Source organism: Mesorhizobium caraganae (genome assembly GCF_016836705.1).
Lineage (GTDB): Bacteria > Pseudomonadota > Alphaproteobacteria > Rhizobiales > Rhizobiaceae > Mesorhizobium > Mesorhizobium caraganae.
The window spans coordinates 386,617-398,687 of record NZ_JAFCGY010000001.1 but is presented as its reverse complement, the minus strand read 5'-3'; the positions used below and the strand labels follow the sequence as shown (position 1 = coordinate 398,687).

Sequence of the window (12,071 nt, the reverse complement as noted above, 5' to 3'; positions counted from 1 at the left end):
TCCGTTGTCACGCATTCGACGATCCTCCGTTCACGCGGCGTTTCGTTGCACCGGATGCACTCTCAAGCCGGCCCTGTTCGATCAGTGCCCTGGCGGTGCATTCGTCAGTGATCAGGCCGCTCAGATAACGGCTTTCGAGCACCGCCTTGATGGCCCGTACTTTCACCTTGCCGCCGGCCACCGCGACGATCCTGCGGCCCTTCAGCTGGTCGCGGGGCAGCGCCAGGATTCTTTCCGACAGCGCCGTTTCGACCGGGCGGCCCTTGTCGTCGAAGAAATGCGCAAGCAATTCGCCGACGCCACCGTCACGTTTGACATCGTCGATTTCGGACGGCTCGATCATGCCTGTGGCGACCAGCGACGCTTCCCGCTCGGCCGTGCCTATTCCGACGAACATCAGGTCGGACCGGCTGGCGAGCGCAAAGACATCGCTGATGCCACGCTGGCCAAGCAGCACCTCACGGTCCTCGGCGGTGTTGGCGACAAAAGGCACCGGCATGACAAAAGCCTGCGCGCCGGTCCGCTCGGCCAGGCGATGCATGACGTCGTGCGGGTTGGCGGCGAATTTGCGCGTTACCCCGCCAAGCAACGAGACAAAACGGATGTGGGCAGCAGTGGTGCGTGTCAGATATTCGACGCTGGCCGCAAGCGTGCGGCCATGGCCGACGCCGATCAGCATGTCTTCGCCGCGATCGATTTCGCGCTTGAGGAACTGGGCGCCGGCAATGCCCAGACCTTTGAGCGGCAGTTCGCCCTGATCGAGATCGGGAACCACCTCGCAATAGTCGAGCCCATAGGCGGCGGTCAGGCGCTGCTCCAGGTCGACGCATTCGGCGACATCTCCGTCGATGAACACTCTGACCAGGCCGTCCTGGTTGGCCTTAGTGATCAGCCGATGCGCCTTGAGGCTGGTCAGGCCAAGCCGCTTGGCCACCTGAGCCTGTGTGAGACCTCCGGCATAGTGGAGCCAGGCCGCGCGCGTGGCGAGGCTGGACTCGTGGTCGCGGTTCGCGGTTCCGCCGGATTTCAAGCCATCCTCTCCCCAGGTGATAATATTATCTTTGTATGCAAAAATTTTCACACCTTTGCATCGCTGTCAATCCTCCGCAGGTGGTTGCCTCAGCCGACGGATCGGCAGCCGACGCAGCATATTAGGAGGTCAACATATCAGGCGATCATACGGCGGCGTTAATTTAACGTCAATTTGCGTTATATAATATTCAACGACGACATGGACCCTCGAGCGTCGGCAGCCGAAATAAGGAATAAGCGTTTGTTTTTGTTAAAATGTTCGGTGACGATGAAAATCCCAATCTGGGTGTAAGATGGGAAGTTTGATGCACAAGGCGCAACAAGGGCAAACCGATCGGATTGCCCCAGAATACTGTCGGCGTCGGCGATGGCGCGATCAGTCCAGCCGCATCAGGTTCCTGCCCTCGAGCTCGACAACCGCGGCTTCGACTTCCCGCGCGAGGCGCTCCGTGTTCCACGCCAACGCCCGCCCGACGATCGCGGCAATCTCCTCCAGGTCGCGGCGCGTCAGCGAACCGCCTATCGCCAAAGTGCTGCGACGCATGACGACATCGGCCAAATGTTCGACGAATTCGTTGCGCGCGATGTAGTCGATTTCAGCCTTGCTATAGCCGTTCGAGTCCGGCAGGCGACCTTCATCATTCGACCTGTGCCTGGCGATCTGCGCGGCTCTGGTCCCGTAGCGCGACAGCAATTGGTCAAGGCGCCCTTGCTCGACGCCCGTTGCCTGCTGCGCCTCAGCCAGCCAGTCCGCGCGCGCCGCGGCATTGGCCGGAAAATCCCTCCCACCCCCGATCGGCATCGACTGAGTCGACACCTTGCGGCTGCGCTGCAAGCGCCCGAGCACGGTGTCAGCGACTTCCTCGGCAAAGCCCCGGAACGTCGTCCATTTGCCGCCGACCAGCGAAATGACTGCAAAGGGCCTGTTGCCGTCCGGCTCGGCAACCGGCGCCGAATGATCGCGGCTGATCAGTCCGGGCGTCGCTGCTTCAGACGTCGGCAGGGGTCGGATGCCGCTATAGGCATAGACGATCTGGTCTCGCTCGAACGCCATGCCCGGCAGCAGCGTTCGCACGCTGTCGAGCAGATAGTCGACTTCTTCGGGTTGGCAGCGCACCGCGTCCGGATTGTCGGCCTTGATGTCGGTCGAGCCGACCAGCGCCAGGCCGAGATAGTCGTAAACCAGGCAGATGCGGCCGTCATCGGCTTCGAAATAGAGCATGCGCCCTGCGAGGCTTTTGACCAGTTCGTCATGCTTCAACAGGATATGCGAGCCCTTGGTGCCGCCGATCATCTTCGACGACGCGCCAAGCAACGCATTGACGTCATCGATCCACGGACCGGCGGCGTTCACCACCAGCTTCGGCCGCACCGAAAAAGCGGTGCCGTTTTCCGGCTGGAAGGTGAGCACGCCATTGGCTGAAGCCGCCAGTGTCGTGTAGTTGGCACTGGCAGACGCCGGGTGGGCCTGCAAGCCGTCGAGGATCAGTTCCAGCACCAGCCGTTCCGGGTGGCTTATCTTGGCGTCGTAGTAGGTGCCGGTGGCGACGATCGCCGGATTGAGCGCCGGCAGCTCGCGAAGTGTCTGCCGCCGTCCGACCATGCGGTGGCGCGGCATGACCTGGTTTCGCGAACCGTAGAAATCGTAGATCATCAAGCCGATCTTGATCAGTATGGCGCCGCGGCTGCGCGGCGCGCTGGTCGAGCCGAACAGCGTTCGCAACGCCGCCAGCATGCCCTTGCTCCACGAGAAGATCGGGATGACGGTCGGCAGCGGGCTGACATAGTGCGGGGCGTTTTGCAGAAGCAGATTGCGTTCGAGCGTCGACTGCGCCACCAGCCCGAACTCGCCGGTCTCGAGATATTTCAGGCCACCGTGGATGAGCCTCGACGGCGCGGCACTGGTGCCCGAGCCGAAATCCGCCTTGTCGACGATCAGGCAGCTGACACCTTGCGCGCACAGATCGCGAAACAGCCCTGCCCCGTTGACGCCGGCGCCAAGAATGACGACGTCGACCTCGCCGGTCCCGGCCATCGCGACGAGGTGTCCGGCGCGATTTTTCGCCCCTGCTCCTTCGGCTGGGCTCATGACGCTTTCGTCTTGACGATGCGCAACTTCACCCCTGCCCGTTCGAGGCTCTGCGCCTGCGCATCGCCCAGGCCCTCGGTCACCAGCACGGCGTCGAAACTGGTCAGATCGTCGAAGACATGCAGCGCGATCCGGTCGAATTTTGCGTGGTCGACCAAAAGGATGCGCTTGACCGATGCGGCCATCATCGCCTGCTTGACCCGCACGACATTCGGATCCTGGATGAAAGCAGTGGTTCCGGTGACGGCTGAAGCCGAACAGATCAGCACATTGGCGCGCAACTGCGCCACGGCGTTCTCGCAGACGATGCCGATATAGGCATTGTAGGTGCCGTGATACTGGCCGCCGAGACAGATGAAGTCGAGGTCGTCGACATTGATCAGCAGCGCAGCCGTCGACACGCTGTTAGTGACAACCGTCAGCGGCTTGACGTCGAGCAGCAGCGTCGCGACCGCGTTTGCCGTCGATGAATCGTCGAGCATCACCACCTGGCCGGCCTCGACATAATCCAGTGCTGCCCGCGCAAGTGCATCCTTCTCGGCTCGATTGACCGTCACCCGGTAGCGGAAGGCGCTCTCATAGAGACCCGAGGGCTGAACCGTCACCGCGCCATGCAGCTTGCGCAGCACGCCCTGCTGCGCAAGCCGGTCGATGTGCCGGTGGATGGTCATGCGCGACACGCCGAAATGCTCGACCAGATCGTCGATGCGCACCTGCCCCAGCTTGATCACATAATCGGCGATCTCTTCGCGTCGTTCGTCGGCCTTGATCATGCGTTTTCCCCCGGCCGCGCCAGCCTTTCGATTTCCGGCCAATGCGACTTCAGCTGCTCGGCTATGCGGCAGTAGAGCGAAAACCGCTCATTGAACACAGCACTGGAGGCCGGCGCTGGCTGATATTTGCGCTCTTTCATCCCGACCTGCCTGGCGCCCTGTTGCGGCGTCGCGAAGATCCCGACCGCGGCCCCCGCGCAAAGGGCGGCGCCCAGGGCCGCGGCCTCGTCGGTCGAGGTGATGGTGACCGGAGCGTTCAGCACGTCGGCAAACATCTGGACGAAGGCAGGATTGCGCGAACCGCCACCGGTCAGGCGGATCTCGCGAACGGCAAAGCCTTCGCGCAAGGCCTCGACATGGGTGCGGTGATTGAAGACAATGCCTTCCAGAACCGCCTTCAGCATGTCGCCGCGATTGTGCCAGCCATGCAGGCCGATAAAGCTGCCGCTGGCCACGTCGCCATAAGGAGAGCCGAACAGATAGGGATGAAACAGGATGGTCGAGGGCTTCTTCAACGCCGCGTCGATCTCTCCCGCTAGCAATTCGTGGAGGGAGCCGCCATCCGCGTTTGTCCTGTCTTGCTCCAAGCGGCAGAAAGTGTCGAGAAACCAGTCGTAGTTCGCAGTCGAGGCCGGCGAGATCGCCATGTTGTTCCAGCGGCCCGCGTCGATGGCGTTGCGGCAGAACCAACGCTGATCGACGCGCGGTTGCGAAGAGACGACTTCGTTGATGGAATAGGTACCGGCGACGATGGCGAGCACGCCGTCCTCATGGCCACCCATGCCAAGCGCCGAGGCGGCCACGTCGTGCAGGCCGCAGGCGACCGGTGTTCCCTTGCGAAGCCCAGTCCTTTCGGCGGCATCGGCGGTGACTTGACCGGCGATGTCAGCCGAATGCGCCACCGACGGCAGCGCGTCGAACAGATCGTCCATCCCGAAGATGCGCAGCGCTTCGGGCGAATAGGCTTGGGTGCGAAAATCCGTGAATGAGGTGCTGGCCTCCGTACGATCGGTCCCTATCGTGCCGGTCAGGCAAAAGCGCAGCCAGTCTTTGCAGGCCAGCACATGGCCGATGCGGCCATAGCGATCAGGATCGTTCTGCTTGAGCCATGCCAGCAGCGCCGACGGCGCCGAAACATGCGGCGTCTGGCCTGTCGTCGCCAGCGCATCGGTGAAAACGATACCGGCGGACCACCTGTCGACAATGTCGCCGGCGCGGCTGTCGAGCGATAGGATGCCTGGTCCCAAAGGCTGACGGTCATGATCGAGCAGATAGAGACCATCGCCATGCGCAGTCGCCGCTACCGCCTTGATGTCCTCCGCCGGCCTGCCGGAAAGCGCGATCGCCTCCTTGATGGCGTCGGCGGTCGCTTGCCACAGGCCCGCCATGTCGCGTTCCACCGAACGCGCAAGGGGCATAGATTGCGGCACCCGGCGACGCGCCACAGACAATTGCGTGCCGTCGGCATCGAAGATGACCGCCTTGGTGACCGTGAGACCGTTATCGATTCCGAGCAGGCTGGGCATGATCACCGCCTCTTTCAGCAACTGGCGATTGCTACAGCGCGATCCTGCAGTCTGATGCAAGGGCGAAACACATAGCGACAACCCCGATAGAGCAAGGCAGACGAACGATAAAAGCACCTTGCCGCGAGAAAGAACCCATATCTTTATGTGAATTTAACGTCAACATGCGCGACAATTTCGATGCCATTCAAGCCATTGCGTTTCAGGTTGTCGACTAGGCTTTCACTAAGGCCTCGGTGCTAGTCGAGGCACGGATGGATCTCGCGGTTGATGGCGCCGACGCGTTGTCAACTGCGAAGGCCGTCACGGATGGCGCTGAAATAGCGATCGGTTCCGACCTGCCCGCCCTTGAGCGCCACCTCCAGCCCATCGATCGCCTTGATGCGCGAGTGAGCGACGCAAAGCGGCGAGCCCGGCGACGCCGGCAGCGGCATCCGCACCGTCAGCGCATCGACACCCATCTGGCCCAGCGCGTGGCTCGACGTGTCGCCGCCGGCAATGACCACGCGTTGCAAATTCTGCTCGATCGTCAGCGCGCGAAGCAGTTCGCCAAGGCCGCGACCAAGCTTGTGGCGGGCACCTTCCTGCCGGTCGATTTCGGCGCCGCGGTCCGCCGCGGGACCAAGGGCGGTGTAGAGAACCACACTGCGGCCGGCTTCCAGACTGGAGCGGCCGGCAGAAACTGCGCGCGCGATTGCATCTCCGGACGCTTCGGAGATCAGTTCGACAGGATCGACCTCGATGCCGTCGAAGCCGTCGGTCAAAGCGTGCCGGATCTGTCGTTCGGTCGTCGGCGAACAACTGCCCGAGATCACCGCGACCCGGTCGGCCGCACCCGGCGGCGAAAATTTCGGTTCAGCACTGACCGTCCCGTTCGACACCCATTCGGCCAGCAGCGCATATTCGATCCCGGACGAGCCGACGACGAACGAGCCGCCCGGCTTGCGGACACGCCAAATCTCCTTGCCGGCAAGCGCCTGCGTCTCCCGACTGTCGACATCGACAAGCACGATGTCGGTGCCCTCGGCGAACAAGCGATCGAACGCTTCAGACCGGCCCGCCGACTGCAGCGTCGCGAGATCGACCAGCCCCGACGTCAGCTCCGTCTGCCGCGACAGATGGATCAGCAGGTCGGATTCATCCATCGGCGTGGTCGGGTGGCGGCTCATCACCGGATGGCGGTCGATGCGGAAATACTTTTCGCGATAGGCGGCGAACAGATGGCCAAAGGCGGTGTAGCGCTTGAGTTGCGGCGCCCCGACCAGCAGCGGCACGCTGTCCTGCGCGAAGACCGAGCGACCGATCTCGATGGCGCGGCCGATGCTGCCGATCGTCGGGCTGGAGTCGAAGGTCGAGCAGACCTTGTAGTGGCAGAGCGCGGCGTTCAGCGTCTTCAGCCAGGCGAAGGCTTCGCGCAGGTTCGTGTCCATCCAGAGCGGAGCCTCGCTGCGGCTGGTGCCGGCCAGTCCGATGGCTCGGCAATGGCTGAACTGCGCAAGCATGGCCGCGTTCGGCCGGCGCATGAACAGCACGGTCGGCACGCCCCCGAGCTCGAGCGCCTCCATCACATCGGTCGAGCCGGTGAGGTCGTCGCCATAATAGCTGAGCAGTAGGTTTTGCATCGCTTCAGGCTGCCTTGCCGTCGCCGAATTTTTCGATCGACCGCGCCAGCTCAGGATGGCCCAAGGCGAACTCCGCCAGCGAAATGCCGTCGACCGCAGCTTGCCAGGCCTGCTGCACGGCGCGCACGCCGGCGCCCGGCCCGTCCGGATGGCTGACGATGCCCCCGCCGCACAGATAGAGCATGTCGACCGTGCGGCCGGTTCGTGCATAGGTCTCGGGCGCCTGCCCGCCCCACTGGCCGGAGCCGGCCACTGGCAGCGCGCAGTCCTCAGGCAAAAAGATCGGTGTCGTCACCGCCTTGAAGGATTCGACGAAGGACGCGTCCGGCTCCCAGTATTTCGATTGGATGCCGTTGATCTGGAACTGGTCGACGCCGAGCAGCCGCCAGAATTGCTGCCAGACCTTGAAGTCCATGCCGAGGCCGGGATGGCGGGTAAGGATATCCCAGCCGTTGCGATGGGCGTGCAGCACCAGGCTGGAACGCTTCCTGAGAAAGGCCATGCCGCCGAAGCCGATGGAATTGATGTTGACCACCGCGCAATTGCCACCAGCCTTGGCGACAAAGTCGTGGTTGCGCATCATCTCGTCCGGATCGGCATGCGAAATGCCGAAGGCATACATCACCTTCTTGCCGGTCTTCTGCTCATGGTCGAGGATCAGCGGCATGATCGCCCTCACCCGTTCCGCCAAGGGCGAATAGGCCGGGCTCATCAGCTTCTCGTCATCCTTGATGAAATCGACGCCGGCGGCGATCAGCTCGCCCACCATTGCGGCGATCTCGTGCGGCCGCAGCCCCAGCGCCGGCTTGACGATGGTGCCGATGATCGGCCGATCCGTGACGCCGGTCAGCCGGCGGCTGCCGGCGACGCCGAACTGCGGACCTGGATGAGCGCCGCGATATTGCTCCGGCAGCTTCATGTCGACGACGCGAATGCCGGACAGGCCCTTGATCGAATAGGCGCCGCCAATGGCAATCGTCATCAGCGCTGACAGGTCGGTGCCGATGGCATCGAACGGAAAGGCGATGTCGACATCCGCGCGCTTGAACGGCCCGTCACCGGCCTCGGGAATGGAGGGCCTGTCAGCCTCAGGCAGATGGCGTATGGCGAGAACGCGCGCCGCCACTCTGGCCTTGAGTTCCTCGGTCTCACCGGGCAGCGCAACGAAGGTTCCGGTCGACTGGTCGCTGGCGATCTTGGCCGCCAGCGCCTCGATGCTGCCTGATGTCTCGATGCGGTAGGTGAGCGTGATCATGGTTCGTTGTCTGAGGCCGAAGGAGGTTCGAAAAGCGTTCCTTGATCGTCGAAATCTGGTATAATGAGTACATAAGCTTTGCAAGCAATATCCTGCTCGCAAGATATGGGCTGATTGGCTGGCAGGCATTCTGGAAATCGTGACGGCAGTGCTAGATAGACACCGGTCAAGGGAGTGATTCGCGACGATGAACCGTTCGGAGCCGATCGTCCGGCGCAAGCTTTCCGATGAAGTGTTTTTGCGGCTGAAGCGCCTGATCACCAGCGGCGAACTGACGCCGGGCGACGATATGCCTTCGGAGCGCGAACTGATGGAGCGCTTCGAGGTCGGTCGTCCCGCGATCCGCGAGGCGATGCAGGCGCTGAGCAATATGGGCCTGGTCGCGATCTCGCATGGCGAGCGCGCCAAGGTGCTGCAGCTGACCGCCAAGTCGATCATCAAACAGGTCGATGGCGCGGCCAAGATCATCCTGTCGTCGTCGAAGGACACGCTGGAATACCTGAAAACCGCGCGCATCTTCTTTGAGCGCGGCATGGTCAGGGAAGCCGCCGAAAACGCCACCGCCGAGGACGTTGAGCGACTGCGGGCCACAATTGCCGAACAGCGCGGCTTTCGCGGCGATTCCGAAGCCTTCATCTCCGCCGACATGAAGTTTCACACCCAGATCGCGGCGATTTCAGGCAACCCGATCTATGTCGCCGTCAGCGAGGCGATGCTCGGTTGGCTGAAGGAATATCATACGGAAATGCTGATCTGGACCGGCAAGGAAAAGTTCACGCTGACCGAGCACGAAGAGATCATCGACCGCATCGAGAAGAAGGATGCCGACGGCGCCGAGAAGGCGATGATCAAGCATCTCGAGCGCTCCCGCGCGCTCTATGTGATGAATTCCGAAAAATAGCTTAGCTGATCCGCGCGATCGCGTAAGGCGCCATCAAGAATTGCTCCCGACCAAGCGCTGAGATGTCGACCGGCACGTCGCCCGCTGTCAGGTTCACCAGCCACAAGATGATCTTGCCCGAGGCGGCGCGGCCAGCCAGCGCCAGCACCTTGGTCTCATCGCTCGTCGTTGCCGCCACATGCGCAAGGCCGGCCATTTCGCAAAGTCCCTTGATGGCATCGAAGATCGGCCGGGGTGATCCTTCCGCGACGGATTCTCCCGACGCCGCCAGCACGCCGAACGGTCCAGCGAAGCCGGAGAGCGTGAGTTGCTCCAGTCCAACCGGCGCGACGCGCGCGGCATAGCCGATCGTCCACGCGGCGGCGAACAGTCCGGCATGGCGCGGGTCGCGGTCGGCCATGGCGATGCGCTGTCCCCCGGGATTGGCCTTGGTCGCGCCGCCATAGGGGTTCTGGCGCATGGCAATCGTCGACGGGCCGATGCGGTAGGGTTTTTCTCCGAAGATCGCCCGCGCAGATCGCGTGATGAAGGGCAGCGCCTCCAGTGACTGCATGACGCTGAGATCGTCGGCGGCGTGCACGATCGGGCAGGTGCAGTGGGTGACGAAATCCAGCAAGCCGGCCGGCACGCGCTTGCGGTTGAGTTCGGTGAAATAGCTGAACATGCCACCGCCAAGCCGGATACCAGGAAAGGCGCGACGAGCAGCGGCATAAACGTCTTCGAGCGGCGGACAGTCCGGCCACGCGCTGCCCGGCGGCGTCGACTGCCGGTCGACGGAAGGCGAGACGGCAAGGGCCGAGAGTTTCAGCCCTGCCTGGCGCACCATGCCGGCGACGCCTGAAAGCTCGGCGTCGAGATCGCCCGCGCAGGCAACGACGCATTCCAGCGTCGTCTGCACTGGATAGGCGGCGGCAAGTTTTGCAAAGGACTGCAACGCACCCAGCCCATGGCCACGTGTCGGATCGTAGTGGAAGACAAGTTGCTGCGGGCCCAGCACGGCCAATGTCGGAAGGTTTGCGAGCGCGGCCTCCACGTCATCCGGGTAGATGATCACGCCGATATCCGGCAGCCTCTGCCCGGCCTCGCGGAGTTCGATGCGCACCGGTTCGGTGCTTGCCGCGACAGCCGGTATTTTCCCCCCGCCGATGATGCGCAGGCTGATCGTCTGCCTGACGGGTCGACCGGCAGGCAACACGTAGGGCCATGGCAGCGCCAGCGGCCGGACATAGGTCTTGTAGGACGCATCCGACCAGTTGCGCTGGTCTTCCATCTCGAAAGTGTCGCCCTCCATCCGGCATTCGGCGGTGACGCCGGGCCGAACCTCATGGGAAATGGCGCGCAAATCCTTGAAAGGCTGCCAGGGATCGATCAACAGCGGCAGCTTCGTCGCCACCACGCTGCCATCGGTATGCTCGACCGTGACCGGGCTGCCGGCCAGGCCGGCGATCGGATGCAGGATGCAGAAGCCGCAGCGATTGGTCTCGAAATCGCTCTCGGGCAGAGCGCTGACGTCGAACACCAGTTCGCCGCTGGCGGAGCCCTTGATGGTGGCGCGAAAGCCGAGCCGGCCTGCGTCCGGCCCCGTGCAGCTTGCCGAATAGCTGACCGAAAAGGCGTCTGAGTCCTGGTCGATGACAAGGTCGGTCAGTTCAGGCTCGTAAGTGCCCCAGTCGCGGTCGCGCACAATATAGGCGATGGCGCGGAGCACTTCGGTGCCGCCATGGCGGATGGTGCGCAGATTGCCATTGACGAAGTCCGCACTGAGCGCGCCGGCGCTGAGCCTGACCGGCGCGGCTTCGACCACATGCGTGCCGTAGAGGAGAAAGGCGTCGGCTGTCATTTCAGCAAGGCATCGAGGTGGACAGGTTCGTGGCTCTGGGCGCCCAGATAGGCCGCCTCGACAAGCGCAAAGGTTTGGAGATTGTCCGCGCCCGAGGTCGCCGGCTCAGTCCCCTTTGCCAGGCAGTCGACCCAGTGCTGTTGAATCGCGACGACGCTCTCCTGGATGTTGTGCCAGGGCCGCGACGCCCAGGGCAGCAGCGGCGGCGAAACGTCTATGATCTTCGTGCCGCTCTTGCCGGTGACGGTGAGCCGGTATCCTTGCGCCAGGCGGATCGTGCCGTCGCTGCCGTCGATCTCGATCAGCGTTTCGGGAAACGGCTCGACGGCAAGCTTTGTCGCGTAGCTGCAGTCGACGACCGACGTCGCGCCGTTCTTGTGGTCCATCAACATCGTCGCGACATCTTCGCCGGCGATATCAGGGTTGATGCGCACGGTTCGTGTCGTGATCGTCGACACATCGCCCAGCAGGAACCGGGCAATGTCAAGGCTGTGGATGCCGAGATCCTCGATGATGAAGCGCTTTCCCTTGGCGAGATAGGGCTGGCCGGAAAACACGTCATAGGCGGAGCGGAAGGAGACGCGGCCGAAGAAGGGCGTGCCGATCTTGCCGCTGTCGAGCACGGCGCGCACCGCCTGGATCGGCGACTGCCAGCGGAAGTTCTCATGCACCATCAGCGGTACGCCGGCATCGGAACAGGCCTTCACCATGGCCTTGGCGTCGGCCAACGTCGGCGCGAACGGCTTTTGGCAGATCACCGGTACACGGTAACGCGCCGCCATCTCGACCAGCGGACGATGGCTGGGCGCCGTGGTGGCGATATCGACGAAATCCAGCCTCTCGCTGGCAAAAAGTTCGGCCGCGTCGGCGTAGCGCTTCGCGATGCCGAACTGGTCACCAACGATGCACAGCCGTTCCGGGTCGCGGTCGCAAACGGCGACGATCGAGGCGCCTTCAATGTCACGCCAGGCATGCATCTGGTTGACGGCAAAGAAGCCGCAACCGATCAGCGCTCCCCGCAACTCCGCCATGC

9 protein-coding genes are annotated in these 12,071 nt (G+C 63.1%); 1 reads left to right on the top strand and 8 read right to left on the bottom strand.

Annotated elements, in window-relative coordinates:
- Nucleotides 1-7 precede the first annotated feature (7 nt).
- The 6 genes from JQK88_RS01925 to oiaX form a co-directional block, all read right to left on the bottom strand.
- Nucleotides 8-1,030, bottom strand: coding sequence for a sugar-binding transcriptional regulator (locus JQK88_RS01925; RefSeq protein ID WP_192259717.1), 1,023 nt, complete (start codon nucleotides 1,028-1,030; stop codon nucleotides 8-10).
- A 378-nt stretch (nucleotides 1,031-1,408) separates the two neighbouring features.
- Entirely contained in the window at nucleotides 1,409-3,121 is a 1,713-nt protein-coding gene (locus tag JQK88_RS01920; RefSeq protein ID WP_192259719.1) for a glycerol-3-phosphate dehydrogenase/oxidase, read from the bottom strand.
- Nucleotides 3,118-3,894: a DeoR/GlpR family DNA-binding transcription regulator gene (locus tag JQK88_RS01915; RefSeq protein WP_192259721.1), complete on the bottom strand. Its 777-nt coding sequence runs from the start codon at nucleotides 3,892-3,894 to the stop codon at nucleotides 3,118-3,120. The genes JQK88_RS01920 and JQK88_RS01915 overlap by 4 nt, the downstream gene beginning before the upstream one ends.
- On the bottom strand, nucleotides 3,891-5,420 hold the full coding sequence (locus tag JQK88_RS01910) for an FGGY-family carbohydrate kinase (protein ID WP_203277303.1): 1,530 nt from the start codon (nucleotides 5,418-5,420) through the stop codon (nucleotides 3,891-3,893). The genes JQK88_RS01915 and JQK88_RS01910 overlap by 4 nt, the downstream gene beginning before the upstream one ends.
- Nucleotides 5,421-5,707: 287 nt before the next feature.
- Entirely contained in the window at nucleotides 5,708-7,042 is a 1,335-nt protein-coding gene (locus tag JQK88_RS01905) for a four-carbon acid sugar kinase family protein (RefSeq protein WP_203277302.1), read from the bottom strand.
- 4 nt (nucleotides 7,043-7,046) lie between these two features.
- Nucleotides 7,047-8,297 carry a 3-oxo-isoapionate-4-phosphate decarboxylase OiaX gene (oiaX, locus tag JQK88_RS01900; protein ID WP_192259727.1) on the bottom strand — a complete coding sequence of 417 codons (1,251 nt, stop codon included), beginning with the start codon at nucleotides 8,295-8,297 and terminating at the stop codon, nucleotides 7,047-7,049.
- 187 nt (nucleotides 8,298-8,484) lie between these two features.
- Between oiaX and JQK88_RS01895 the strand changes: the two genes are divergently transcribed.
- Nucleotides 8,485-9,198: a transcriptional regulator NanR gene (locus tag JQK88_RS01895; RefSeq protein WP_192259729.1), complete on the top strand. Its 714-nt coding sequence runs from the start codon at nucleotides 8,485-8,487 to the stop codon at nucleotides 9,196-9,198.
- A gap of 1 nt (nucleotide 9,199) precedes the next feature.
- On the opposite strand, the gene apnL is transcribed toward JQK88_RS01895, so the two are convergent.
- Together apnL and JQK88_RS01885 are read right to left on the bottom strand one after the other, a co-directional pair.
- Nucleotides 9,200-11,038 (bottom strand): D-apionate lactonase, encoded by a 1,839-nt coding sequence (gene apnL, locus JQK88_RS01890; RefSeq protein ID WP_203277301.1) that lies wholly within the window; start codon nucleotides 11,036-11,038, stop codon nucleotides 9,200-9,202.
- Entirely contained in the window at nucleotides 11,035-12,069 is a 1,035-nt protein-coding gene (locus JQK88_RS01885) for a Gfo/Idh/MocA family protein (protein WP_192259733.1), read from the bottom strand. Before JQK88_RS01885 ends, apnL begins: the two co-directional genes overlap by 4 nt.
- Nucleotides 12,070-12,071: the final 2 nt, after the last annotated feature.

Excerpts from the sequence above, each read along its gene's own strand:
- JQK88_RS01905 (WP_203277302.1), bottom strand. The coding sequence starts at position 7,042 with ATGCAAAACCTACTGCTCAGCTATTATGGCGACGACCTCACCGGCTCG.
- JQK88_RS01895 (WP_192259729.1), top strand. The coding sequence starts at position 8,485 with ATGAACCGTTCGGAGCCGATCGTCCGGCGCAAGCTTTCCGATGAAGTG.
- JQK88_RS01910 (WP_203277303.1), bottom strand. The coding sequence starts at position 5,420 with ATGCCCAGCCTGCTCGGAATCGATAACGGTCTCACGGTCACCAAGGCG.
- apnL (WP_203277301.1), bottom strand. The coding sequence starts at position 11,038 with ATGACAGCCGACGCCTTTCTCCTCTACGGCACGCATGTGGTCGAAGCC.
- JQK88_RS01915 (WP_192259721.1), bottom strand. The coding sequence starts at position 3,894 with ATGATCAAGGCCGACGAACGACGCGAAGAGATCGCCGATTATGTGATC.
- oiaX (WP_192259727.1), bottom strand. The coding sequence starts at position 8,297 with ATGATCACGCTCACCTACCGCATCGAGACATCAGGCAGCATCGAGGCG.
- JQK88_RS01920 (WP_192259719.1), bottom strand. The coding sequence starts at position 3,121 with ATGAGCCCAGCCGAAGGAGCAGGGGCGAAAAATCGCGCCGGACACCTC.
- JQK88_RS01885 (WP_192259733.1), bottom strand. The coding sequence starts at position 12,069 with ATGGCGGAGTTGCGGGGAGCGCTGATCGGTTGCGGCTTCTTTGCCGTC.